This window comes from Nocardioides renjunii (assembly GCF_034661175.1).
Lineage (GTDB): Bacteria > Actinomycetota > Actinomycetes > Propionibacteriales > Nocardioidaceae > Nocardioides > Nocardioides renjunii.
Genome location: NZ_CP141058.1, coordinates 1,972,587 through 1,996,856 on the forward strand (window position 1 = coordinate 1,972,587; position 24,270 = coordinate 1,996,856).

The following is a 24,270-nucleotide window of genomic DNA, read 5'->3' on the forward strand; positions in this document are numbered from 1 at the left end:
CCTCAGACCGACCCGGAGAAGACGTCCCGCGCGCTGAGCCGCGTCGGCCCGACCTGCCGGAACAGCACCAGCGCGAGCGCCGCTGCCACCACGGCGCAGCCCGCCGCGCCCCAGAAGACGGCGTGCTCCTGGGCGATCCCGGCGACCCGCAGCAGGTCGGAGAACTCCTTGCACCGGCTCCTGCCGTCGCAGACGTCCTGCACGGCGGGCACGGCGCCCTGCTCGGCGTAGTAGCGGCGCAGCCCGATCGTGGTGAGGGCGGAGATGCCGACGAGCATGCCGACCATGCGCGCGACGACGACGAAGGCGCTGGCCACCCCGTGGGCGTCGTCGTCGGTGAAGGCGAGGAGCGCGGCGTTCACGGGTGCCAGGGCCAGGCCGAAGCCCAGCCCGCCGGTGACCAGGGCGAGGTTGGCGATCGGCTCCTCGATGGTCGTCAGCCCCCAGCGGGTCATCAGCACGAACCCGGCGGCCGCCATCAGCATGCCGATGGCGGTGACGACGCCGGGGGAGAGGAACCGGATGAGGTAGCCGCCCGCCACCGCGCCGACGGGGAGCGCCAGCAGGAAGCGGACCAGCACGAGGGCGGCCGGCAGCTGGTCGTCGGGGTAGACGGTGGTGCGGGCGAAGAGCGGGATGTCGATGAGGGCGGCGATCAGCGCGGCACCCACGAAGAAGCTGACCAGCAGCGCCCCCCACGCCGGCGTACGCCGCAGCGCGCCGCGGGGCACGAGCGGGTTCGCGGCGCGGCGTACGTGCCACACGAAGGCCGCGGCGCCGAGGACCGCACCCAGGAGGTACCACCGGCCGCGGGGCGAGAACACCTCGATCTTCGGGTCGGCGGTGGCGAAGGCGAGGATCACGCCGCCGAGGGCCGTGGCGAGCAGCAGCGCCCCGACGAGGTCGGCCTCGACCAGCACGCGACCCCAGCCGCGCAGGTCCAGCAGCGGGTGCGGGGCGAACGCGCACCAGGCGAGGAGCAGGACGAGCGCCGCCATCGTCGCGGCGCCGATCGGCGTGAGCCAGCGGCCGTCGCCGGCGAACGGGATGAACAGCTGGCCCCAGGTGAGGTCGCGCATGAGCGACGGTGGTCGGAGGAAGACGACGGCACCGCCGGCGAGCGTGGCGAGGGCGAGCAGGAGGCCGACGACGTCGGGTCGGCGCCGTTCCCGGCGCTCCCGGTGCTCCTGGGCCTCCGGGTGCTCCCGGGGGGCGAGGGCGCGGATGGCCGCGGCGAGGACGAGGCCGACGGCGAGGTTGATCGCGAAGATCGCGCGCCAGTCCGCGAAGGCCAGCACCGCCGCGCCGAACAGCGGTCCGAGCACAGAGCCGATCTCCTGCACGGCCGACACGACGCCCAGCGGGACGCCGCGCCGCTCGACGGGGTAGAGGTCGGCGACGAGCGCCAGCGTCGCGGGGACGAGACCGCCGCCGCCGACGCCCTGCAGGAAGCGACCCGCGACGATGCTCGGCATGTCGTAGGCCACGGTCGTGATGAGGGAGCCCAGCGCGAAGAGCACGAGCGCCATGACGAGCACGGGCACGCGGCCGCGCAGGTCGGCGATGCGTCCGATCAGCGGGAGCATGGCGACGTAGCCGAGGAGGAAGCCGCTGACGATGGGCGCGGCCCGCTGCAGCTGGTCGATCGGGACGCCGACGCCGGTCATCATGTCGGGCAGCGCCAGCACGACGACGTACGTGTCGGCGGCCGCGAAGGCCACGGCGACCGACGCCATGGCGAGGAGCAGCCGCGAGGTGCGGGCGAGCCCGGCCGGCTCGCTCACGGTGCGGTGATGTCCTTCTCCGTGCCGTAGTCGGCGAAGTCGACCGTGTAGGTCATCGGGTCGGTGCGGGGGTAGAAGACGCCGGTGAGCGTCGCCTTGCGCAGCTCACCCTCGTCGGTGACCTGCCACTCGACGTCGAAGGTGTCGCCGGAGGACGAGGGGATGACCGCGTCCATGGCGTCGCCGGGCACGGTGCCGGAGTAGGTGGTGAGGACCTCGGAGTTGTTGGAGCCGCCGCGCACGCTCTCGCCGGCCTTCGGCGAGTCGGTGAGCCCGAGCAGGCCGGCGAACCCGTCCTGGCCGATGAGGCCGGACGGGTCGGGGGCGCCGTACTCCTTGGGGTCGACCTCGTTCCAGCCCGGGGTGAAGGGCAGCTGGGCGTAGACGGTGTCGTCGACGGCGATGACCGGCACGTCGACGGTCTGGCCGGCGAACACCACGGTGATGGACCCGTCGAAGGCCGGTGCCTGGGTCAGGGTGCCGGCCGCTCGGGTGATGCCGGAGACGCCGTCGGGCAGCGAGGGCGTCGAGAGGGTCAGGTCGACGCCGCTCGTCTCGGTCAGCCGGGTGGAGGCCTCGGCCAGGATCTCCTCGGGCGTCTGGCTCTCCGCCTCCTCGCCGCCGCCGCCGTCGTCGCCCGAGCAGGCGGCGAGCGTGGGCACGGCCAGCAGCACCCCGGCGAGAGCGGTGGCGAGACGTCCGGAGGTCCGGGCACGAGCGAGCATGGGCTCAGCCTTCCACAGGGGCGGGCGCCGGGTCGGACGGCGCGGCACCGGCGGGGCCGAGCTGGGACGCGACCTGCGCCGCGACGGGCGAGGCGACGGCGGCGATCGGCTGGGGGGCCGGCACGCCGGACCCGTCCCGCCTGCCGTTGGCCTCGGGCAGGTCGACGGGCGCGCCGCTGGCGGCAGCGGCCCGGGCGGGGCCCGGTCCGGCCCACGCCGCGACCAGGACGTCCTCGCTCTTGAGGAAGCGGTGGCTGCGGACGCCCCCGGTGGCGCGTCCCTTGCCGGGGTACTCGCTGAACGGCGTCACCTTGACCGCGCCGGCCTCGGTGCCGGGGAGCGCGGTCGAGGACCCCGAGGCGGTCACCACGACGGCGTCCGAGGGGTCGAACGCCCCGAAGAACGCGACGTGCTGGCCGGCGCCGAGCTTGATGCCGGCCATGCCGCCGCCGGAGCGGCCCTGCGGGCGGACGCCGGCGGCGGGGAAGTGGAGCAGCTGGGCGTCGGAGGAGATGAAGCACAGCTCCTCCTCCCCGGTCACGAGCTGCACCGCACCGACGACCTCGTCGCCGTCCTTGAGGCCGATCACCTCCCACTCGTCGCGCCCCAGGACCTCGGGGTTGACCCGCTTGACGACACCGTCGCGGGTGCCGAGCGCGAGGCCGGGGCCGTCGGTGGGCAGCGAGGTGAGCGCGAGGGCGCGCTCGCCGGTGTCGAGGGCGACAAGCTCGCTCAGCGGAACCCCACCAGCGACGTTGGGATCGTTGGCCGTCGAGGGGAGCTCGGCGCCGATGTCGATGACAGACATTCGAACAAGACGACCACGATTGGTGACAACGCCGATCTCCCCGCGCTTCGAGGACAGCACAGCGGAGACTGTCACGTCATGGTTGGCGCGGTCTCCGCCGATGCCGGGTGCTCCGGCGTCCTTGGTGCGGGCGAGGAGCCCGGTCGAGGACAGCAGCACGAAGCACGGATCGTCGGTCACCTCGAGCGACGATGCGGCGGTCGCGGCTGGAGCGGCACCCAGCAGGACGGTGCGTCGCGGCGTGCCGTGCTCCTTGGCCACGTCGGTCAGCTCGTCGGAGACGACCTTCCGGAGCAGCTTCTCGTCGGCGAGGATCGCGTCGAGGTACTCGATGGTGCGCTCGAGCTCGGACTTCTCCTTCTCCAGCTCGATCCGGGAGAACTTGGTCAGCCGGCGCAGCGGCATGTCGAGGATGTAGTCGGCCTGCGCCTCCGACAGCTCGAAGACGGAGATCAGCCGCTCCTTGGCAGCGGCGGCGTTGTCCGAGCTGCGGATCACCTGGATGACCTCGTCGATGTCGAGGATCGCGATGAGGAGGCCGTCGACGAGGTGCAGCCGGTCGGCGGCCCGCGCGCGCCGGAACGAGGAGCGGCGGCGTACGACGTCGAAGCGGTGGGCGAGGAAGACCTCGAGCATCTCCTTGAGGCCCAGGGTGCGCGGCTGGCCGTCGACCAGCGCGACCGCGTTGATGCCGAAGGAGTCCTCGAGCGCGGTCTGGCGGTAGAGCTGCTCGAGGATGGCCTCGGGGACGAAGCCGTTCTTGATCTCGATGACCAGGCGCAGGCCCTGGTGGCGGTCGCCCAGCTGCTTGACGTCGGCGATGCCCTGCAGCTTCTTGGCGAGAACCAGCTTCTTGATCTGCTCGACGACGCGCTCCTCGCCGACGCCGTAGGGCAGCTCGGTGACGACGATGCCCTTGCGCCGGGGGGTCACGGACTCGATCCGCGCCGTGGCCCGCATCCGGAACGTGCCGCGCCCGGTGTCGTACGCGTCGCGGACGCCGTCGAGGCCGACGATCTTGCCGCCGGTGGGCAGGTCGGGACCAGGGATGTAGCGCATGAGGTCGTCGAGCGTGGCCTTCGGGTGCGTGACGAGGTGCTTGAGGGCCTGCACGACCTCGACGAGGTTGTGGGGGGCGATGTTGGTCGCCATCCCGACCGCGATGCCGGCGGCGCCGTTGACGAGCAGGTGCGGGATGGCGGCGGGGAGCACGACCGGCTCGGTCTCGCGCGAGTCGTAGTTGGGCTTGAAGTCGACCGTGTCCTCGTGGATCGACGCCGTCATGGCGACCGCGGCGGGCGCCATCCGGCACTCGGTGTAGCGCATCGCGGCAGGCGGGTCGTCCGGCGAGCCGAAGTTGCCGTGCCCGTCGACGGTCGGCAGCCGCATCGACCAGGGCTGCGCCATCCGGACCAGGGCGTCGTAGATCGCGCCGTCGCCGTGCGGGTGCAGGCGGCCCATCACCTCGCCGACGACGCGGGCGCTCTTCACGTGGCCGCGGTCGGGCCGCAGCGACATGTCGTCCATCGTGTAGAGGATGCGGCGCTGCACCGGCTTGAGGCCGTCGCGCGCGTCGGGCAGGGCGCGGGAGTAGATGACCGAGTAGGCGTACTCCAGGAACGACGACTGCATCTCGTCACGGATGTCGGTGTCGAGGATGTGCTCCTCGAAGTCGTCCGGGAGGGGCTGTTTCGTCGTACGTCGTGCCATGCGGGCCATTGTCCCCGCTGGCCCGCCGAGTCCGGCCGGGGGCTCGCCGGGGCGGGGCGACCTCTTCCGCCGGCGATCGGGTCTCGACCCGCCTCGCTCGAGAAGAGGCGTCCTCTCGATGGTCGAGTAGGTCGCGAGCGCCAGCGAGCGGGCGTATCGAGACCGGCCCTCAGTCGTCGGCCCTCTTCTGCTGGCGCGAGAAGTCCTTCCTCGCCAGGGGCGGCAGTCCTTCGTAGTCGCCGGCGATGAGCGCCAGCCTCTTCGCGCGGCTCCAGCCCTGCACCTGCTTCTCGCGGGCGAAGGCCAGGGCGACGTTCTCGTGCTCCTCGTGCCACACCAGCTCGACGGGCCTCCGTCCACGCGTGTAGGCCGCGCCCACGCCGCTCTCGTGCTGGAACAGGCGAGTGAAGAGGTCCCGGGTGCTGCCGACGTAGAAGGAGCCGTCGGCGCACCTCAGCATGTAGACGTAGGCGGTCATCGTTCGAGGGTCGTCGTCCGGAGTGGTCGGTGACAGGGGGTGGGCGGGATCTGTGGACGGGTCTCGATACGCCTCGCTCGTTCCTCGCTCGGCTACTCGACCAGCGATGAGGCGTCGGCTGCTCGACCCGTGATGGATCCGGCGTCGCTCGGATAGATTGACGGGGTGACCGAGACGGAGGAACTGCGCACCGTGCCGCCGGCGCCGCGCCACTGGGAGGCGGACGTCCTGCTGCGCGACGGCCGCACCGCGCACATCCGGCCCATGCAGCCGGAGGACCGAGCGCTGCTGGTGGAGTTCTACAGCCGGGTCTCCGACCAGTCGAAGTACTACCGCTTCTTCTCGCCCATGCCCGAGCTCTCCGAGCGCGACCTCGACCGGTTCACCAAGGTCGACCACCGCGACCGGGTGGCGATGATCCTCACCGTCGCGGGCCAGATGATCGCCGTCGGCCGCTACGACACCATCCGCCCGGGCTACGCCGAGGTCGCGTTCCTCGTCGAGGACCGGCACCAGGGCCGCGGGATCGGCCAGCTCCTCCTCGAGCACCTCGCCCAGGCGGGCCGCGAGCGCGGGATCGAGGAGTTCGTCGCGGAGGTGCTGCCCGACAACCAGGCGATGATCCACACCTTCAAGGACGCCGGCTACCAGGTGAAGAGCGCCTTCGAGGACGGCGTGATGGAGCTGGTGTTCCGGATCGACCCGACCGACACCGCGATCGGCGTGATGGAGCAGCGCGAGCACCGCGCCGAGTACGCCTCGATCGAGCGCTTCTTCTCCCCGAAGTCGGTCGCCATCATCGGCGCCAGCCGCCGCCAGGACACGATCGGGCGGGCGCTGGTGCGCCACCTCGTCCTCGGCAACTTCTCCGGCCGGATCCACGTCGTCAACCCGAGCGCCGACTCGGTGGCGGGCATGCCCGCCTGGAAGACGGTGGGGGAGATCCCCGGCGACGTCGACGTGGCGATCGTGGCCGTCCCCGCCGAGTCCGTGCAGGACGTCGTGCTCGACTGCGCCGCGAAGGGGGTCCACGGCCTCGTCGTCATCTCCTCCGGCTTCGCCGAGACCGGCGAGGAGGGCCGGATGCGGCAGCGGCGCCTGGTCGGGCTCTCCCGCTCCTACGGACTCCGGCTGATCGGGCCCAACGCGCTCGGCATCATCAACACCGACCCCGACGTCTCGCTCAACGCCTCACTCTCCTCGGTGATGCCGCCCCGCGGCCGCGCCGGGTTCTTCTGCCAGTCCGGCGCGCTCGGCTCGGCCATCCTGGAGAAGGTCCAGAACCGCGGCCTCGGCCTCACCACCTTCGTCAGCGCCGGCAACCGTGCCGACGTCTCCGGCAACGACCTCCTGCAGTACTGGGAGGAGGACGACGCCACCGAGGTCGTGCTGCTCTACCTCGAGTCGATCGGCAACCCGCGCAAGTTCTCCCGCATCGCCCGCCGCGTCAGCCGCCGCAAGCCGATCGTCGCCGTGCGGTCGGGCCGCAGCTCGCAGGGCGTGCCGATGGGCCACGCGGTCCGCAAGATCGGCGCGCCTCCCGAGGCGGTCGACGCCATGTTCCGGCAGGCCGGGATCATCCAGGTCGAGTCGCTGGAGGAGATGTTCGACGTCGCCCAGCTGCTGGCCCACCAGCCGCTGCCGCGCGGTCGCCGGGTCGCCATCGTCGGCAACTCCGACGCGCTCGGGCTGCTGGCCGCCGACGCCGCCAACTCGGTCGGCCTCGTGGTCAACCGGCAGGAGGCGCTGGGCGCCGACGCCACCGCGGAGGACTTCGAGGACGCCCTCGACGCGGCGATCGACGACCCGGAGGTCGACGCGGTCGCGGCGATCTTCATCCCGCCGCTCAACGTCGCGGGCGCCCGCGAGGACGTCGCCAACGTCCTCGCCGCCGTCGGCGAGCAGTCCGACAAGCCGATCGTGTCGACGTTCCTCGGCACCGAGGGCGTGCCCGAGCTGCTGCGGGTGCCCGACGTGGCCGGCTCCAGCGCCGGCCGCGGGTCCGTGCCGTCGTACCCCGCCGTCGAGGCCGCCGTGCGTGCCCTCGCCCGCGTCGTCGAGTACGCCGTGTGGCTGCGCGTGCCGCAGGCCCCGCCGGTCGAGCCGAGCGCCAACGACCTCGACGCGGCCCGGCACCTGGTCAACGAGGTGCTGATGAACCACCCCGAGGGCCGCGACCTCGACTTCCACGAGCAGCACCGGCTGCTGCGCGCCTACGGCATCGACCTCTGGGACACCTACGCGGTCGAGACGCTCGACGAGGCGACCACGGCGGGGGAGACGCTCGGCTGGGACGTGGTCCTCAAGGCCACCGCCGACCACCTGCGCGACCGCCCGGACCTGGCCCACGTGTGGCGCAACATCGACAGCGCCGACGAGATGGCCGTCGCCTGGCGCTCGCTCAACGACCTCATCACCGACCCCGAGCGGGCCGGCTTCGTGGTGCAGCGCAACGCGCCGCCCGGGGTGCCGGTCACCATCGCGACGATGGAGGACCCGCTGTTCGGCCCGGTGCTGTCGTTCGGGATCAGCGGCCCGCTGACCGAGCTGCTCGGCGACAAGTCGTTCCGGATCCCGCCGCTGGCCGACCACGACGCGCAGGACATGGTGCGCGAGATCAAGGCCTCGCCGCTGCTGTTCGGCTACCGCGGCAGCGAGATCGTCGACGTGGCCGAGATCGAGCGGCTGGTGCGCCAGGTCGCGCAGCTCCAGCACGACCTGCCGCAGGTGCGCGCCCTCCAGCTGCCGCTCGTCCTGGCCGGCGCCGAAGGGGCGACGGTGCTCGGCGCCAACGTGCGGGTGGAGCCGGTGAAGGACCCGCGCTCCGACTGGTTCGTGCGGCGCCTCAGCACGATGCCGGGGGACACTCTCCCCGACTGAGCCCGGTTGCGTGACAGACTGCGACCATGCCCCGCTCCACCCGTGACGCGGACGTCTCCCACGACCTCCGCCAGGCGATCCAACGCACCGGCTACTACCCCGAGGTCGTCGCCGACGGCGTCTTCTCCGCGGCCGGGGGTGAGGAGGTCGTCTCCTACTTCGTGCATCACGAGACGACGTTCGACCACGAGGAGGTACGCCGCCACCTGACGGCGCTGCTGCTCACGCCCACGCGGCTGGTGATCGCCCACACCGACGAGCACCCCGGCGACGACCTGCTGCCCGAGCCCTACACGTCCACGACCACCGAGGCGGTGACGCTGACCTCGATCCGCACGGTCGTGGTCACCCGCATGGTGGCGAACCCGACCGCAGGCGTCGCCCCGCCGGCCGAGGCCGTGCTGACGATCGGCTGGGGTGGCGTGGGCCGCCTCGACCTCGAGCCCGCCGCCTGCTCCGACCCCGAGTGCGACGCCGACCACGGCTACACCGGCACGCTGGCCGGCGATGACTACACGCTCCGCGTCTCCGCGGCGGCCGAGGGCACGGACGCCGTCGCCGGCCTGCTGGCCTTCTCCGACGCGCTCTCGGCGCGCACGCGAGGGTGACGGACCACCTCGGCGGGGGTCCGGCGTTCACGCCACCCGCGTACGGCGACCGCTCGCTGGCCGACGTCGTGCCCTCGATCGGTCGCGCGCTGGGCGTCGATCTCGACGGGCACCCGGTGGGCCTCGAGCTGCCCCCAGCGCCGTCGTACGTCCTCTTCCTCGTCGACGGGATGGGCGCCGAGCTCCTCACCCGCTACGCCCACTCCGCGCCCTACCTCGCCTCGCTCGCCGGTGACGGGGCGACCGGCACCGCGGGCGTGCCGTCGACGACCGCGACGTCGCTGACGTCGCTCGGCACCGGCCTCGTGCCGGGGGCGCACGGGCTCGTGGGCTTCACGGCGCGCATCCCCGGCACCGACCGGCTGCTCAACCACCTCTGGTGGGACAAGTCCGTCGACCCGGTGGACTGGCAGCCGCACCCGACGGCGTTCGGCCGGCTGGCGCACGCCGGCGTCCACGTGACCTCGGTCAACAAGCGTGAGTTCGACGGGTCCGGGCTGACCGTCGCCTCGCAGCGCGGGGTGACGTACGTCGGTGCGGACCGCGTCGGCGAGCGGATCGCGGCGACCGTGAGCGCCTCCGCGCACCAGCCGTCGCTCACCTACGTCTACGACTCCGACCTCGACTGGACCGGGCACAAGTTCGGTGTCGCGTCCACCCAGTGGCTCCAGCAGCTCGCGATGGTCGACGCCCAGGCCGAGCAGCTCCGCGAGGCCCTGCCCGCCTCGACGCGGATGCTGGTCGTGGCCGACCACGGCATGGTCGACAGCCCGCGCGAGGCCCGGGTCGACGTCGACGAGGTCCACGGCATGCGCGACGGCGTCGCGCTGCTGGGCGGCGAGGCCCGGTTCCGCCACCTCTACTGCGCGGCGGGAGCGGTCGACGACGTCGTCGCCACCTGGCGCGAGGTGCTGGGGGAGCGGGCCACCGTCGTCACCCGCGAGGACGCCATCGGCCGCGGCTGGTTCGGGGACGTCCAGCACGGCGTGCTGCCCCGCCTCGGCGACGTGATGGTCGCCTGCCACGACGACTCCGCGATCGTCTCGTCGGTCGACTTCGCCTACGAGGACACGCTCGTCGGCCTGCACGGATCGCTCACCTCGGCCGAGATGCTGATCCCGATCCTCGTCGGCTGACCCCCGCCACTCCGCCTTGAGTCCCTGAGCGACTCACGGCCGAGGCCGGGCGTGTCGGACGACCACAACCACGCGCGTCCGCGCCCAGCCCCGCGCGTACGACGTCGACGCGGGCTTCTGGTCGTCCAACGCGCCGCGGCCTGTCGGACAGGACGAAGTCAGCTGATCGGCATGGGCCACGCAGGGCGCGGACGTCTCGCGGTGGGGTTCGTCCTGTCCGACATGCCCAGCCATCCGTCTTGAGTCGCTGAGCGACTCAAGGGCCGGGGTCAGCCGAAGGGGAGCGGCTCGGGAGCGAGGCTGACCGCCTTGGCGCGCGCGGCGGTGAGCCGGCGGCGGTGGTGCTGGCGGCACAGGACCTCGTACGCCACGTCGGCGGGCGGCTCGTCGGCCTGGTCGACGTCGCCGACGACGATCACCTCGCCCTCGACGACCATCGCGCCGTTCTCGGTGCGGGCGTTGTGGGTGGCCCGCTTGCCGCACCAGCACAGCGCCTCGACCTGGAGCACGTTCATCCGGTCGGCGAGCTCGACGAGGCGGGCGCTCCCGGGGAACAGCAGCGACCGGAAGTCGGTCAGGATCCCGAACGCGAAGACGTCGATCTGCAGCTCGTCGACGACCTTGGCGAGCTGGTCGATCTGTGCGGCGGAGTAGAACTGGGCCTCGTCGCAGATGAGGTAGTCGATGCGGCCGCCGCGGGTCAGGGAGTCGACGACGTAGGCCCAGAAGTCGAAGTCGGTGTCGACCTCGAGCGCCTCGTGCGTCAGCCCGAGCCGGCTCGACACCACCGCCGCGCCGGACCGGTCGTGGATGGTGAAGATCCGGCCGATGCGCCCGCGGGCCGCGTGGTTGTGGTTGGTCTGGAGCGCCAGCGTCGACTTGCCGGAGTCCATCGTGCCCGTGAAGAAGTGCAGCTCAGCCATGTCCCGGGGATCTTGTCACAGCCCGCGTCCGACCTGGCGGCTACCGTGCCGGGCATGGACGAGGACTTTGCCCGGACCGACGCCGAGGCGGGTGGCCGCGGCCCGCTGATCAGCCCCGGCGAGCTGGCAGCCGAGCTCGACCGGGTCACCGTGCTGGACGTGCGCTACGCCATGGGCGGCCCGCCCGGACGCGAGGAGCACGCGGCCGGCCACGTCCCGGGGGCGGCCTACGTCGACCTCGACCGCGACCTGGCCGCCCCGCCGGGCGCCGGTGGCCGCCACCCGTTGCCGGACGAGGCGTCCTTCGCGGCGGCGATGCGCCGGGTCGGGGTGGGTCGTGACCGGCCGGTCGTCGTCTACGACGACTGGCAGGGGCGGGCGGCCGCGCGCGCCTGGTGGCTGCTGCGCCACCACGGGCACGCCGACGTGCGGGTCCTCGACGGCGGCTGGTCGGCGTGGCTCGAGGACGGGCACCCGGTGGAGTCCGGCGAGACCACCCCGGAGCCGGGCGACTTCGCCGTCTCCACGGTGAAGGGGACCGCGGTGGTGGACGCCGACGACGTGCTCAGCGTCGACGTGCTCATCGACGCGCGAGCGAGCGAGAGGTACGCCGGCGAGACGGAGCCCGTGGACCCGGTGGCCGGGCACATCCCGGGCGCCGTCAACGTGCCCACGACGGACAACCTCGACGAGCGGGGGCGCTTCCTGCCGGCCGACCGGCTGCGCGAGGCGTACGCCCGGGTGGGCGCCGACACCGACGGCACGGTGGCTGCCTACTGCGGCTCGGGGGTCACCGCCGCCCACGACCTGCTCGCGATGGAGGTCGCCGGCATCCCCGCGGCGCTCTACCCCGGCAGCTGGAGCGGTTGGGTCACCGACCCGCGGCGACCGGTCGCGACAGGACGTCGGCCCGGACCTCGTCACCCACGCTGATCCGGCCGCCGGACTCCGGGACCATCGAGACGGCGAACACCGTCTTGCCACCCATGAGCCGGTGCCGGGCGAGGGTCCGGATCGGCTCCTTGGCCGTGGTGAGGGTGTCCGCGTCGATCGTCGTCATCACGCACCGGCTCGTCGGCTTGGCGACCCGGAACCGCACGCCACCGACGGTCACCGCCTCCCACTGGTCCTCCGCGAACGGCTCGTCCCCGTCGACGACCAGGTTGGCGCGGAACCGTTCGACCGGCAGCGGCTCCGGCGGCTCCTCACCGGCCTCGAGCGCTCGCTGGAGGATCCAGTCGTTCAGCCGACGCAACGAGGCCAGGGAGGCGATGGTGACGGGGAAGGCGTCGGCGAAGGCGGTGTGGTCGCCCTCGGCCGAGAAGCCCGGCTGGAGCCGGCGCTCGGCCGGGTCGTGACACCAGACGAGGCGCAGGGCCGAGCGGCCGAGGGCCTCCGCGAGCCAGCCGTCCGCCTCCGGGGCCGGGACGGCGTGCAGGTCCAGGGAGAACAGGCGTACGCCGACCGGCGGGCCGTCGGGCACGTCGAGGTCCAGGTCCGCCAGGCCGGGGGCGCGCAGCCGCAGGGCGCCGGTCACGGACGGGTCGGTGGCGGGCGTGTCGGCGACGACGTGGAGCGTCGCGTGGGCCTCCCGCGCGGAGACCAGCCGCCCGTCGGCGTCGACGAGCATCCAGGAGCGGTCGTCCTCGAGCCCGCGCGCCAGCACGGTGGCCGACGGGACGGGGCGGACGGCCCCGGACTTCAGCGGGTGGACGTTGAGCTGGACCAGGCGCACGGCGTCAGCCGGCCGGCGGGGGAGCGGCGCTGACCCGCGAGGCGCTCATCCGCGCTCGCTCGGGCCGCCGAACATGATCTCGTCCCAGCTCGGCACGGAGGCGCGGCCCCGCTTGCGGGCCGGCTTGGCGCGCGGCTCGTCGCGCGTGTCGGCGGCGGGCTGCTCGGGCTCGCGCCCGGGGCGGTCGTCCTCGGTCGACGCGGACCCGGCCGCGTCGGTCTGGTCGGTGCCGTCGAGGTAGGCCTCGACCGACTGCTCGGCGCCCAGCGACGGGTCGGAGATCTCGATCGTGGTCTCGTTGGCCGACTCGGCGGTCACCATCTCGATCGCGTCGTCGCCGAGGGCGTCACCGCCCGCGCCGGCGCGACCGTCGGTCCCGGCGTCGCCGGCGAGCGGGTCGTCGCCGACGGCGCTGAGCCGGCGCTGCCGCGCTGCCGCGAGGTCGTCGGCGGCCGCCTGGGACGGGGCCGCGGGCGCGATGTCGCCGATCAGCCAGTGGGCGTCCTCGTCGTCGACGGTGACGAAGTTGCCGCGGGGGTCGTGGGAGAAGGTGGCGGTGCCGACGCGGCCCGCGACGTCGTAGAGGGCGGTCAGGGTCCAGCGACCGTCCTCGCGGCGCCAGGCGTCCCACTCGACGCCGCCCGGGTCGACGTTGTGGGCGCGCAGGTGGGCGGTGACGGCGTCGCCGAGGGTGCGGGCGCCGGACTCGCTGGCGCGGCGGCGCACGGACGCGAGCTGCGCGCGCTGGGCGACGTGGGCGCGCTCGGCCATGACGGGGGCGGCGAACGGCGCGATCTTCTCGACCGACGTGCCGGCGGCGTGGGCCACCGCCTCGGGGGTCTCACCCGCGCGGATGCGGGCCTGGATGTCGCGGGGGCGGAGGCTTGATTCCATCGGGATCTCCAACTGGCCGTTGCTGGCGGGTGCGTCCGAGAGGGCGCGGCGGAGCTTCGCGTCGATCACCAGGACGTGCTCCTGGCCCGACTCGTCCACCAGGCGCAGGAGCCTGCCGTCCCCGCTGCGTCCGGTGAACGTCAGCTTGGCCATGGACGGCGGACTCCTGCCTCGGAAGGGTGGGCGATGCGCGGGGCATCCGTTCGCTCGAGCCTACGCCAGCGAGGTGCTCCGCCACCGCTTCGGCTGCGGCGCGCCGACGTGCGTGCCACGGCCAGGGCCTAGCCTTCGGGACGTGCCTGAGACGGAGCTCGCCACGTCGCTCGTCGTGCTCGACCTGGTCGGCATCTTCGTGTTCGCCGTGACGGGCGCGCTGGTCGCCGTGCGCAAGAACCTCGACCTCTTCGCCGCGATCGTCCTCGCCGGGGTGACCGGCCTCGGTGGCGGCTTCCTCCGCGACGTGCTGCTCGGCGCGACGCCTCCCGCGGCCCTCGCCGACTGGCGCTACCTCCTCGTCCCGCTCGCCGCCGGCGCCCTGACCTTCGCCTTCCACCCGGCGATCGGCCGCCTCGAGCGTGGCATCACCCTGCTCGACGCCTTCGGGCTGGCGCTCTTCTGCGTGACCGGGGCGCTCAAGGCCGTGGAGCTCGGCGTCGGTCCCGTGCCGGCGGCGCTGCTCGGCATGGTCACCGCGATCGGCGGCGGCATCATGCGCGACGTGCTGGCCGGACGGGTGCCGGTCATCTTCGAGGGCGCCCTCTACGCGACGCCCGCCCTGGCGGGTGCCGCCGTCGCAGTGCTCCTCGACCGGACCGACCTGCCGACGGTGGTCGTGGCCGCCGCCGGCTTCGCCACCTGCCTGGGGTGGCGGCTGCTGGCCCTCGTGCGGGGCTGGCAGGCGCCGATGCCCCGCGGGCCAGCCAACGTCTGACCGGCCCACCGACGGACCTCAGGCCCCGAGCACCCGCCGGAGGTGGTCGTTTGCGAACACCCGGTCCGGGTCGAGGCGGTCGCGGAGGGCGAGGAAGTCGTCGAAGCGGTCGTACGCCGGCGCGAGGTCCGCCGCGGTGCGGGTGTGCACCTTGCCCCAGTGGGGCCGACCGCCGGCCTCGCGCAGGATCGGCTCGAGGCCACCGAAGTAGGCCGTGTGGTCGGTGTCCTGCGGGACGTGGAAGGCGAGGTAGAGGGTGTCGCGGCCGTGGGCGGTCGACAGCGGTACGTCGTCCGCCGGTGCGGTGCGGACCTCGACCGGGAAGGCGATGCGCCAGTCGCTCGCGTCGATCACCCGGCGGCACTCGCGCAGCACGTCGAGGCCGACCTCGCGCGGGACGGCGTACTCCATCTCGCGGAAGCGCACCCGACGCGGGCTGACGAACACGCGGTGCGCGAGGTCGCTGTAGCGCCGCTCGGACAGCGCGCGGCCGGCGACGCGGTTGATCCTCGGCACCAGCGGCGGGACCCGCGAGCCGACCCGGCAGAGGCCGCCGAAGACCGAGTTGGACACGAGCTCGTCCTCCCACCAGGCGGCGAGCCGCGACGGCGGCTGCTGCTCGCCCGGGTCGAGGTCGGTGCGGACGTTCTGCTTCACCATCAGCCGGTCGGTGTGCGGGAACCAGTAGAGGTCGACGTGGTGGGACGCGGCGACCATCTCGTCGTAGGACGCCAGCCCGCGGTCCCAGGTCATCGGCTCCTCGTGGGCCTCCACGACGAAGAGCGGCTCGACGTGGAAGGTCAGGCTGGTGAGGATGCCCAGCGCCCCCAGGCCGACCCGGGCCACCTCGAGGACGTCGGGGTTCTCCTGCGCCGAGGCGCGGACCACCTCGCCGGTGCCGGTGACGAGCTCCAGCCCGGCGAGCTGCGCGGCGAGCCCGGCGGCCACGCCACCCGTGCCGTGGGTGCCGGTCGAGGTGGCGCCGGCGAGCGTCTGCTCGGCGATGTCGCCCATGTTGTGCAGCGACAGCCCCAGCCGCTCGAGCGCGAGGTTGAGGTCCTTGAGCGGGGTGCCGGCGCGCGCCGTGACCGTCATGGCCTCGCGGTCGACCGTGAGGACGCCGGTCAGGCCGTCGGGTCGCAGCAGGGTGTGCTCGGGCGCGGCGATGGCGGTGAAGCTGTGCCCGGTGCCGGTCATCTTCACCGTCCGGCCGGCCTCGCGGGTGCGGCGCACGACGTCGACGACGTCCTCGACCGAGCGCGGCGTCTCCACGTGCCGCGGCACGGCCTCCTCGAGGCCGGACCAGTTGCGCCAGGTGTGGCCCGTCGGACCTGGCTGCACGGGTGGGGTCATGCCCGCACGCTAGAGGACGGGCGGGCGGTCTGGGCGGCGAGCGCTCCGAGGACACCGCCGGCGAGCGCGACGCCGTACGCCGCCGACGCGCCGCTGTGGTCGACCACGAGGCCCGCGATGCTCGCGCCCGGCGCGACGCCGGCGACGATCCCGGTGTGCAGGATCGCCATGCCCTCGGTGAGCCGGCCCGAGGGCACGCCCTGCTCCACCATCGTCATCGCGCCGATCATGGTGGGCGCGATGGCGAGGCCCCCGACCAGCAGCACGACCGCCATCACCGGGATCGACTGGACCAGCATGAGCGGCGCCATCGCCAGCGCCATGGCCGCGGAGCCCCAGCGCAGCCGGACCTCGGGGCCGCTGCGCCAGGCGACCGCGCCGGTGACCAGGCCGGCGACGAGGCTGCCGAGGGACCAGACGGCGAGCAGCCAGCCGGCGACCCAGCGCTCGCCCTGCTCCTCCGCGAACGCCACGGTGGTGACCTCGGCCGCGCCGAAGAGCGCGCCGAGCGTCAGGCAGACCAGCGCCAGGGGGAGGACCAGCCGCCACGGCATCGCGGGACGGACGCCGACGGGGCCGGAGCTGCGCCCGGCCGGCGGCTCGGTGGAGCGCTGCGCGGCGAAGGCGAACGTCCCGACCACGCCGGTGACGAGGGCGGACGTCAGACCGGCGACCGGGTGCCAGCTCGTGGCCAGCAGGGTGACGAGGACCGGACCCACGACGAAGACGACCTCGTCGAGCACCGCCTCGAGCGCGAACGCGGTCTGCTTCTCGCCGGCGTCGTCGAGCAGGTACGACCAGCGCGTCCGCACGCTGGCGCCGACCTGCGGGAGCGCGGCGCCGGACACGGCGGCGAAGAGGTAGGTCCACACGCGCGGCCAGTCCTGCTCGACCGCCAGCATCATCAGCGCCAGCCCGGCGCCGAAGACCGAGATGGCCGCGGGCAGCACCCGCGCCTGGCCGAAGTGGTCGACCCACCGGCCGTGCAGCACCGCGAACGCCGCCTCGGACAGCACGAACGCAGCGGACACGGTCCCGGCGAGGCCGTAGGAGCCGGTGCGCCCCTCGACGAGCAGGACGATGCCGAGCCCGACCATGGAGATGGGGAGCCGGGCGACGAGTGCGGCGCTGCTGAAGGCGAGGGCGCCCGGGCGCGCCAGCACCCGGCGGTAGGAGTCGAGCATCAGCGCGATGGTAGGGCGGCCTACGCTGGCGACATGAATCCTGCGGGTCACCCCGACGTGAAGCCGTACGACGCCCTCCTGGTGCTCTCCTTCGGAGGCCCGGAGAAGCCCGAGGACGTCGTCCCGTTCCTCGAGAACGTGACGCGCGGGAGGGGCATCCCGCGCGAGCGCCTCGAGCAGGTGGGCGAGCACTACTTCCTCTTCGGCGGCAAGAGCCCGATCAACGACCAGAACCGCGCCCTCATCGCCGCCCTGGAGAAGGACTTCGCCGACCAGGGCATCGACCTCCCGGTCTACTTCGGCAACCGCAACTGGGACCCCTACCTCGCCGACACGCTGGCCCGCATGGCCGCCGACGGGGTCGAGCGGGCCGCGGTGTTCGCGACGTCGGCCTACTCCTCGTGGTCGTCGTGCCGGCAGTACCGCGAGAACCTCTGGGACGCCGTCGAGGAGACGCCCGGTGCCCCACGCCTGGACAAGCTGCGCCAGTACTACAACCACCCCGGCTTCATCGAGCCCGCCGTCGACGCGTGCCTCGCCGCGCTCGAGCAGCTGCCCGACAACGGCGACGCCGCCCGCCTGGTCTTCGTCACCCACTCGATCCCCACCGCGATGGCGGACAGCAGCGGGTCCGAGGACCCGCTCGGGCAGCGGCGCCCGGCGTACGTCCCCCAGCACCGCAGCGTGGCCGACGAGGTGGCCGCCCGAGTCAGGGTCGCCACGGGCCGGACCCACCGCCACGACCTCGTCTACTGCTCGCGCTCCGGCGCTCCGTCGACGCCCTGGCTCGAGCCGGACGTCAACGACCACCTCGAGGAGCTCGCCAGCGACGGCGTGACGCGCGTGGTGCTGGCACCCATCGGCTTCGTCTCCGACCACATGGAGGTCATCTACGACCTCGACACGGAGGCGATGGAGACCGCCGAGAAGCTCGGCATCCAGGCCGTGCGCGCCGCCACCGCGGGCGTCGACGAGCGCTTCGTCGCGATGGTCCGCGACCTGGTGCTCGAGCGGGCCGCGGCCGAGCGCGGTGAGGAGCCCGAGCGCCCCGCCGTCGGCGCGCTGCCGCCGGGTCCCGACATCTGCGGAGCCGGCTGCTGCCCCAACCCGCGCGGGCCGCGCCCGGCCCTCTGCGGACGCGACTCGTGACGGCCGCGCCCGACGCCCTGCGCGACCTGGCCCGCTCGATCGCCCACGAGGGCGCCGCGCTGGCCCGCGAGATGCGACAGGGCGGCATCGACGTCGCCGACACCAAGACCAGCGCGGTCGACGTCGTGACCGAGGCGGACCGGGCGGTGGAGGCCCTCGTCCGGCAGCGGATCACCGCCCAGCGACCCGACGACGCCATCCTCGGCGAGGAGGGCGACGACCGCCCCGGCACGAGCGGCGTCCGCTGGGTGGTCGACCCGATCGACGGCACGGTCAACTACCTCTACGGGCTGCCGGACTGCGCGGTGTCGATCGCCGCCGAGGTCGAGGGGCGCGTCGTGGCCGGGGCCGTGGTGACGATCCCGACGGGCCTCGAGTACGCCGCGGCGGAGGGCCACGGGGCCACCCGCGACGGCCGGCTCATCGCCGTACGCCCCACGCCGCCGCTGGCGGAGCGCCTGGTGCTGACGGGCTTCGGCTACCGCCGCGAGGTGCGCGAGCACCAGGCCGGATGCGTCGCCCGGCTCCTGCCCGAGGTCCGCGACATCCGGCGGATGGGCTCCTGCGCCCTCGACCTGTGCCACGTCGCCGACGGCAGCGCGGACGCCTACGTCGAGGCCGGGCCGCACCCGTGGGACTGGTCGGCCGGAGGCCTGGTCCTGCGCGAGGCCGGCGGGCGCTTCGAGCTGCTCGACGGCAGCCTGGACCTGGGGGACCACTCGGTCCGCAACGTCGTGGTGGGCGCACCGGCCCAGGGCTGGGACAGCTTCGTGGAGGCGCTCGCGCAGGCGGGGTTCCTGGCGGCGCCGTCCGCCTGACCGCAGCCTGGCCGCCGACCTGTCACCCGCCCCCAAGGGTGGTGCGACCCCGGCGGGGGTGGCGGGAATAGAGGGACGTGGCCCACTGTTCACGCGACACGTCGCGGACCGGCTCACCACGGAGCCGATCCATGGTGCACAATCTGGCGCCGACGACGAGCACAACTCGACTCGGGCCCGCCGCGATCCGGCAGGCACGAGGCACAGCATGGGGAGAGGGAACCGATGGCCACCGACTACGACGCACCACGCAAGTCCGAGGAGGACCAGAGCGAGGAGAGCATCGAGGAGCTCAAGGCCCGCCGCCACGACAAGAACTCGGGCAAGGTCGACGAGGACGAGACCGAGGCCGCTGAGTCCTTCGAGCTCCCCGGCGCCGACCTCTCGCACGAGGAGCTCGCCGTCGAGGTCATGCCGCGGCAGGACGACGAGTTCACCTGCATGAGCTGCTTCCTGGTGCACCACCGCTCGCAGCTCGCGGACGAGAAGAGGCTCATCTGCCGCGACTGCATCTAGGTCCACGCACCTGAGGTCCTGTCGCACAGGCACGCACCGAGGCCCCGACCCGTCCCGCGAGGGACAGGCCGGGGCCTCGTCACGTGTCGGCCCGAGCCGGGCCGGTCAGCCCGGTCAGGCCTGGTCGCCGGCGCGGAGGCCGGGGGGCCGGTGGCCGGTCGACCTGGTGTAGTAGTCGGCCGCCCGTCGCTGCGCGAACATCCGCGCCAGGGCGATGATCGCCCCGGTGACGGCGGCCCACGCGACTGCCTCGCCCACGCCGACGTCGGGGTCGGCCGGGTTCTCGGGCGGGTTCTTGCCGGTGCTGACCTTCCAGCCCTTGTCGATCGCCTTGCGGGCGACGGCGGCCGCGCCCAGCGCGCTCACCAACGAGAAAGCGGTCCAGATCTTCGAGCTGTCCTCTGCCATGCCGGCAACCCTACCCAGCGCGTCAGCGGGTCCGCGCCGCCTCTAGGGCTGAGGCGAGGGCGTCGGGCCGGCGGCTGCTGACCAGCCAGTAGGGAGTCGGGTCGGCGGGGTCGGCGATGTCCACGCGCACCCCGCGCTTGAGGTAGGGGCGCAGCAGGAGGTAGGCGCGCGCGTCGGCCTCCACGCCCGCCAGGCGACGTACGTCGTCGGCGTCGAGGGGGGTGACCGCGCCCACGTGCTCGAGCGGCACCTGCGCCCGGCCGGCCCGGAAGGCCTGCCGGTCGACCGCGACGCGGGCGGACCCGTAGGAGACGAACAGCGCGACCATGACGGCCAGGGCGCCGGCCGTCACCGACCACGCGACCACCTCCGGCGTGGCGGCCAGGACGGCCAGCCACAGGGACGCCACCAGCATGGTCCCCTGCGCCCACCAGCGCAGCGGGACGGTGAGGCGTTCGGCGTAGTCCACGGCGCAGAGCCTATAGATTCACTCCTCGTGCCCGACGCCCACCTCACGCCCGACCCCGGGGCCCACCTCGGGCCCGACCTCGAGATCGCCGTCGTCCGTCTCGACCCCGGCCTGCCGCTGCCGTCGTACGCCCACCCCGGCGACGCCGGAGCCGACCTGCACACCACCGTCGACGTCACCCTGGCGCCCGGCGAGCGGGCGCTGGTGCCGACCGGGCTGTCCGTCGCGCTGCCCGAGGGCTACGTCGCGCTGGTGCACCCGCGCTCGGGCCTCGCGGCGCGTCACGGCCTGTCGATCGTCAACACGCCGGGCACCGTCGACGCCGGCTACCGCGGCGAGATCAAGGTCCTGCTGATCAACCACGACCCGGTCGAGGCGGTCACGCTGTCCCGCGGCGACCGCATCGCCCAGCTCGTCGTCCAGCGCTTCGAGCGCGCCCGCTTCGTCGAGGTGGGGGTGCTGCCGGAGTCGGTGCGGGGAGCCGGGGGTTACGGTTCTACGGGTACTGGTGCGCGTCCATGACCCGGGACGCCTCCGGGGTCCACCGACGGCCCACCACCAAGGAGTTCTGACGTGAAGTTCCGCCGCAAGGCAGAGGCCACCGACACCGTCGCCGACGCGGCCGCGGAGACCGCGGGCGACGCCGGGGCGGGCACCGCGTCCGCCGGGCGCGGCGCGGGACCGTTCGACGTCTCGCAGGTCGAGGGCGACGGCACCGACCGTGCCGACCTCGGCTCGCTGCTGGTGCCCGCCATCGCCGACCGCGAGCTGCGGCTGCAGGTCGACGAGGCGAGCGGCCAGGTCCGCGCCGTCATGCTGGCCGGCTCCGACGGCGCCTGCGAGTTCCAGGCCTTCGCCGCTCCGCGCAACGGCGACCTGTGGTCCGACGTGCGGCCGCAGATCGCCGAGGACATGGCCCGCCGCGGTGGCCAGGCCGTGGAGCGCGAGGGCCGCTGGGGCACCGAGCTGGTGTGCCAGATGCCGGTCAAGCGCCCCGACGGGTCCACCGCGCTGCAGCCGTCGCGGATCATCGGGATCAACGGTGACCGCTGGATGCTGCGGGCCTCGTTCCTCGGGCGCCCGGCGCTCGAGCCGGAGGAGACCCCGGAGTGGGAGGACGCGCTCGCGCAGGTCGTCGTACGCCGTGGTGAGGGCGCGATGCCCGTCGGCGAGCCGCTGCCCGTGAGGCTGCCGGACGACGCCCGCCGGGTGAGGTGAGCCGTGCCGGAGAAGAGCCGCCTGCGCCAGGCGCTGTCGCGGTGGGCGGACAGCTCGGAGGCGCACCAGCGTGACCTCCGCCAGTCCTACGCCACCCACGAGGCGGTCGCGATCGCGGACGCGCCCGAGCGCGAGCACGTCGTCGTCAACGGCGTGCTGCGCACGGTGACGCTGCGACCGCGTGGCGGCGTGCCGGCCCTCGAGGCCGAGCTCGACGACGGCTCCGGCGTCATCACCGTGGTGTGGCTCGGCCGCCGCCGCATCAGCGGCGTCGACCCCGGCCGCTCGGTCACCGTGGCCGGCTGCATCGGCCGCCAGGGCGGCGTCCCCATCATGTTCAACCCGCGCTACGAGCTGCTGCCGTGACGGACCAGACGCCGGCCGGGACCGGTGACCACACCTCCGACCTGACCTCCGAGATGACCTCGGACCTGACCCCCGGCCCGACCTCGGAGCGGCCCGCGCACCCGGTGGAGACCGACACGGTCGAGGCCGTGGTGCGACAGCAGCTCTCCAAGGCGCTCGGCGGCCGCCGCGGCATGGCCGAGGCCGCCGTGCCGACCATCCTGTTCACCGCCACGTGGCTGACGATGCGCGAGCTCGAGCTCGCGCTGTGGGTGAGCATCGGCGCCGCCGTGGTGCTGCTCCTGGTCCGGCTCGCGCAGCGCTCCACCGTGCAGTTCGTCGTCAACGCCCTGTTCGGGATCGCGATCGGCTGGTACTTCGTGCACCGCTCGGCCGCCTCGGGCGGCTCCGAGCAGGACCAGGCCCTGGCCTACTTCCTGCCCGGCATCCTCTACAACGGCGGCTACGCCGTCGTGCTGGCGTTCACCTGCCTCATCGGCTGGCCGCTCGTCGGCTTCATGGTCGGCAGCATCACCGGCGACGCGACGGCGTGGCACTCCGACCGCCAGGTCGTGAAGCTGTGCAGCCGGCTCACGTGGCTGCTCGTCGCCCCCTGCCTGCTCAGGGTGGCGGTGCAAGCACCGATCTGGCTCGCGGGCACCTCGGGGTCGATCGACCCCGATGCTGCCGTCGCGGCGCTGGGGGTGCTCAAGATCGTCCTCGGCTGGCCGCTCCAGCTCGCGGCACTCGGCTCGATGGTGTGGCTGCTCTCGCGCAACCGCACGCCGGTCACGACCGGTCCCGCGCCCGCCTGAGCGGCGGGCCGCGGCTCAGTAGTGGCCGGGGGAGAGCAGCTGCTCGAGGTCGTGCTCGACCTCGGCGGGCACGACGAACAGCAGCTCGTCGCCCGACTCGAGCGGCTGCTCGGCGTCGGGGGTGTAGACCTGTCCGTCGCGCAGGATCGTGACGAGCGCGCAGTTGTCGGGGAAGGGCACGAGGCCGCTGGGCGTGCCGACGTAGGGGGAGTCCGCGGACAGGGTGAGCTCGACGAGGTTGGCGTTGCCCTGCCGGAAGGTGAACAGCCGGACGAGGTCGCCGATCGAGACCGCCTCCTCGACGAGCGCCGACATGATGCGGGGCGTCGAGACGTTGACGTCGACGCCCCACGCCTCGGTGAAGAGCCACTCGTTGTTGGGGTGGTTGACCCGGCCCACGGTGCGGGGCACGCCGAACTCGGTCTTGGCGAGCAGCGAGGTGACCAGGTTGGCCTTGTCGTCACCGGTCGCCGCGATCACCACGTCGCACTTGCCGAGCTGGGCCTCGGCCAGCGAGGACAGCTCGCAGGAGTCGGCCAGCAGCCACTCGGCGTCGGGCACCCGCTCGGGGCGGATCGACGAGGGGTTCTTGTCGATCAGCAGGACCTGGTGGCCGTTCTCGATGAGCTCGCGGGCGATCGATCGGCCCACTGCTCCGGCTCCGGCGATGGCGACGCGCATGTCTACGGTGCTCCTGGCTTCGGTCTGGTCGATCAGTCGTTGTCGGGGCCGGCCTCGAGGACGGCGTAGGCGTGGGCGGCGTGCTCCTCGCGCATGACCAGGTGCAGCATGTCGCCCTCCTGCAGCACCGTCTCGCGGGTCGGCAGCATGCCCTCGCCGAGGCGGTCGATCCACGCGATCCGGCTGCGCGACTGCATCTGGAACTCCACCGTGCGGTGGCCGATCCACGCCTCGGGGATCGGGACGTGGTCGACCCGGATGGTGCCCGAGGGGTCGCGGAAGTCGGGCTCGGCGCCGGCGGGGAGGATCCGTCGCAGGATCTGGTCGGCGGTCCACTTGACCGTGGCGACGGTCGTGATGCCGAGGCGCTGGTAGACCTCGGCGCGGCCCGGGTCGTAGATGCGGGCGACGACCTGCTGGAGGCCGAACGTCTCCCGCGCCACGCGCGCCGCGATGATGTTGGAGTTGTCGCCGCTGGACACCGCCGCGAAGGCGTCGGCGCGCCGGATGCCGGCCTTCTCGAGCACCTGCTGGTCGAAGCCGTAGCCGGTGATCTTGTCGCCGTTGAACTCCGGGCCGAGGCGCCGGAACGAGTCGGGCTCGCTGTCGATGATCGACACCGTGTGGTTGCGGTCCTCGAGGCTGCGGGCGAGCGTCGAGCCGACGCGGCCGCAGCCCATGATCACGACGTGCACATCCGAA

At 73.4% G+C, this 24,270-nt stretch carries 25 protein-coding genes; 12 read left to right on the forward strand and 13 right to left on the reverse strand.

The features are described 5' to 3' along the window. Positions 1-2: 2 nt before the first annotated feature. The 4 genes from SHK17_RS09405 to SHK17_RS09420 all read right to left on the reverse strand — a co-directional run bounded on the left by SHK17_RS09405 (position 3) and on the right by SHK17_RS09420 (position 5,505). On the reverse strand, positions 3-1,784 hold the full coding sequence (locus SHK17_RS09405; RefSeq protein WP_322921859.1) for an MFS transporter: 1,782 nt from the start codon (positions 1,782-1,784) through the stop codon (positions 3-5). Next, positions 1,781-2,509, reverse strand: a complete 729-nt coding sequence (locus SHK17_RS09410; protein WP_322921860.1) for an LppX_LprAFG lipoprotein — start codon at positions 2,507-2,509, stop codon at positions 1,781-1,783. The genes SHK17_RS09405 and SHK17_RS09410 overlap by 4 nt, the downstream gene beginning before the upstream one ends. 4 nt (positions 2,510-2,513) lie before the next feature. Next, positions 2,514-5,027: a DNA gyrase/topoisomerase IV subunit A gene (locus tag SHK17_RS09415; RefSeq protein ID WP_322921861.1), complete on the reverse strand. Its 2,514-nt coding sequence runs from the start codon at positions 5,025-5,027 to the stop codon at positions 2,514-2,516. Between the two features lie 169 nt (positions 5,028-5,196). Next, positions 5,197-5,505, reverse strand: a complete 309-nt coding sequence (locus SHK17_RS09420) for a GIY-YIG nuclease family protein (protein WP_322921862.1) — start codon at positions 5,503-5,505, stop codon at positions 5,197-5,199. 165 nt (positions 5,506-5,670) lie between these two features. On the opposite strand from SHK17_RS09420, the gene SHK17_RS09425 reads away from it, so the two are divergent. From SHK17_RS09425 to SHK17_RS09435, 3 genes are read left to right on the forward strand one after another with little or no spacing between them, the layout of a single operon-like run. Continuing rightward, positions 5,671-8,385 carry a bifunctional acetate--CoA ligase family protein/GNAT family N-acetyltransferase gene (locus SHK17_RS09425; protein WP_322921863.1) on the forward strand — a complete coding sequence of 905 codons (2,715 nt, stop codon included), beginning with the start codon at positions 5,671-5,673 and terminating at the stop codon, positions 8,383-8,385. A 26-nt stretch (positions 8,386-8,411) separates the two neighbouring features. Beyond that, complete coding sequence (locus tag SHK17_RS09430; protein ID WP_172272682.1) at positions 8,412-8,993, forward strand: DUF5998 family protein; 582 nt, start codon at positions 8,412-8,414, stop codon at positions 8,991-8,993. After that, positions 8,990-10,129 (forward strand): alkaline phosphatase family protein, encoded by a 1,140-nt coding sequence (locus SHK17_RS09435; protein WP_322921864.1) that lies wholly within the window; start codon positions 8,990-8,992, stop codon positions 10,127-10,129. Before SHK17_RS09430 ends, SHK17_RS09435 begins: the two co-directional genes overlap by 4 nt. A gap of 269 nt (positions 10,130-10,398) precedes the next feature. On the opposite strand, the gene SHK17_RS09440 is transcribed toward SHK17_RS09435, so the two are convergent. Further along, positions 10,399-11,052: a thymidine kinase gene (locus tag SHK17_RS09440; RefSeq protein ID WP_172272676.1), complete on the reverse strand. Its 654-nt coding sequence runs from the start codon at positions 11,050-11,052 to the stop codon at positions 10,399-10,401. Between the two features lie 54 nt (positions 11,053-11,106). Here SHK17_RS09440 and SHK17_RS09445 point away from each other — a divergent pair, with 54 nt between their 5' ends. Continuing rightward, positions 11,107-11,985: a sulfurtransferase gene (locus SHK17_RS09445; RefSeq protein ID WP_322921865.1), complete on the forward strand. Its 879-nt coding sequence runs from the start codon at positions 11,107-11,109 to the stop codon at positions 11,983-11,985. Here SHK17_RS09445 and SHK17_RS09450 read toward each other — a convergent pair. Both SHK17_RS09450 and sepH read right to left on the reverse strand, forming a co-directional pair. Further along, positions 11,924-12,787 carry an MOSC domain-containing protein gene (locus SHK17_RS09450; protein ID WP_322921866.1) on the reverse strand — a complete coding sequence of 288 codons (864 nt, stop codon included), beginning with the start codon at positions 12,785-12,787 and terminating at the stop codon, positions 11,924-11,926. The two genes, SHK17_RS09445 and SHK17_RS09450, sit on opposite strands and share 62 nt — an antisense overlap. 45 nt (positions 12,788-12,832) lie before the next feature. Beyond that, complete coding sequence (sepH, locus tag SHK17_RS09455) at positions 12,833-13,834, reverse strand: septation protein SepH (protein ID WP_322921867.1); 1,002 nt, start codon at positions 13,832-13,834, stop codon at positions 12,833-12,835. 142 nt (positions 13,835-13,976) lie between these two features. On the opposite strand from sepH, the gene SHK17_RS09460 reads away from it, so the two are divergent. Next, entirely contained in the window at positions 13,977-14,612 is a 636-nt protein-coding gene (locus SHK17_RS09460; RefSeq protein ID WP_322424127.1) for a trimeric intracellular cation channel family protein, read from the forward strand. Positions 14,613-14,630: 18 nt separating this feature from the next. On the opposite strand, the gene SHK17_RS09465 is transcribed toward SHK17_RS09460, so the two are convergent. Together SHK17_RS09465 and SHK17_RS09470 are read right to left on the reverse strand one after the other, a co-directional pair. Beyond that, positions 14,631-15,965: a D-arabinono-1,4-lactone oxidase gene (locus tag SHK17_RS09465; RefSeq protein ID WP_322921868.1), complete on the reverse strand. Its 1,335-nt coding sequence runs from the start codon at positions 15,963-15,965 to the stop codon at positions 14,631-14,633. Beyond that, a complete protein-coding gene (locus SHK17_RS09470) occupies positions 15,962-17,149 on the reverse strand; it encodes an MFS transporter (protein ID WP_322424129.1) in 1,188 nt (395 codons plus the stop codon). Before SHK17_RS09470 ends, SHK17_RS09465 begins: the two co-directional genes overlap by 4 nt. 33 nt (positions 17,150-17,182) lie before the next feature. On the opposite strand from SHK17_RS09470, the gene SHK17_RS09475 reads away from it, so the two are divergent. The 3 genes from SHK17_RS09475 (at position 17,183) to SHK17_RS09485 (ending at position 19,632) form a co-directional block, all read left to right on the forward strand. Beyond that, complete coding sequence (locus tag SHK17_RS09475; RefSeq protein WP_322921869.1) at positions 17,183-18,298, forward strand: ferrochelatase; 1,116 nt, start codon at positions 17,183-17,185, stop codon at positions 18,296-18,298. Continuing rightward, positions 18,295-19,116 carry an inositol monophosphatase family protein gene (locus tag SHK17_RS09480; protein ID WP_322921870.1) on the forward strand — a complete coding sequence of 274 codons (822 nt, stop codon included), beginning with the start codon at positions 18,295-18,297 and terminating at the stop codon, positions 19,114-19,116. The genes SHK17_RS09475 and SHK17_RS09480 overlap by 4 nt, the downstream gene beginning before the upstream one ends. Positions 19,117-19,341: 225 nt before the next feature. Beyond that, entirely contained in the window at positions 19,342-19,632 is a 291-nt protein-coding gene (locus SHK17_RS09485) for a DUF4193 domain-containing protein (RefSeq protein ID WP_322921871.1), read from the forward strand. A 114-nt stretch (positions 19,633-19,746) separates the two neighbouring features. On the opposite strand, the gene SHK17_RS09490 is transcribed toward SHK17_RS09485, so the two are convergent. Together SHK17_RS09490 and SHK17_RS09495 are read right to left on the reverse strand one after the other, a co-directional pair. Beyond that, positions 19,747-20,040 (reverse strand): DUF4235 domain-containing protein, encoded by a 294-nt coding sequence (locus SHK17_RS09490; RefSeq protein WP_322424132.1) that lies wholly within the window; start codon positions 20,038-20,040, stop codon positions 19,747-19,749. Between the two features lie 22 nt (positions 20,041-20,062). Continuing rightward, positions 20,063-20,509 carry a DUF3093 domain-containing protein gene (locus tag SHK17_RS09495; protein ID WP_322921872.1) on the reverse strand — a complete coding sequence of 149 codons (447 nt, stop codon included), beginning with the start codon at positions 20,507-20,509 and terminating at the stop codon, positions 20,063-20,065. Between the two features lie 84 nt (positions 20,510-20,593). On the opposite strand from SHK17_RS09495, the gene dut reads away from it, so the two are divergent. From dut to SHK17_RS09515, 4 genes are read left to right on the forward strand one after another with little or no spacing between them, the layout of a single operon-like run. Beyond that, positions 20,594-21,031 (forward strand): dUTP diphosphatase, encoded by a 438-nt coding sequence (dut, locus tag SHK17_RS09500; protein WP_405030409.1) that lies wholly within the window; start codon positions 20,594-20,596, stop codon positions 21,029-21,031. 51 nt (positions 21,032-21,082) lie between these two features. Then, complete coding sequence (locus SHK17_RS09505; protein ID WP_172272643.1) at positions 21,083-21,727, forward strand: DUF3710 domain-containing protein; 645 nt, start codon at positions 21,083-21,085, stop codon at positions 21,725-21,727. Between the two features lie 3 nt (positions 21,728-21,730). Then, positions 21,731-22,093 (forward strand): OB-fold nucleic acid binding domain-containing protein, encoded by a 363-nt coding sequence (locus tag SHK17_RS09510; RefSeq protein ID WP_172272638.1) that lies wholly within the window; start codon positions 21,731-21,733, stop codon positions 22,091-22,093. Further along, positions 22,090-22,887 (forward strand): DUF3159 domain-containing protein, encoded by a 798-nt coding sequence (locus SHK17_RS09515; protein WP_322921873.1) that lies wholly within the window; start codon positions 22,090-22,092, stop codon positions 22,885-22,887. Before SHK17_RS09510 ends, SHK17_RS09515 begins: the two co-directional genes overlap by 4 nt. 15 nt (positions 22,888-22,902) lie before the next feature. Here SHK17_RS09515 and SHK17_RS09520 read toward each other — a convergent pair whose 3' ends face one another. Further along, positions 22,903-23,568, reverse strand: coding sequence for a potassium channel family protein (locus SHK17_RS09520; RefSeq protein WP_172272635.1), 666 nt, complete (start codon positions 23,566-23,568; stop codon positions 22,903-22,905). A 32-nt stretch (positions 23,569-23,600) separates the two neighbouring features. Then, positions 23,601-24,263 carry an NAD-binding protein gene (locus tag SHK17_RS09525; RefSeq protein ID WP_172272632.1) on the reverse strand — a complete coding sequence of 221 codons (663 nt, stop codon included), beginning with the start codon at positions 24,261-24,263 and terminating at the stop codon, positions 23,601-23,603. Between the last annotated feature and the right edge of the window lie 7 nt (positions 24,264-24,270).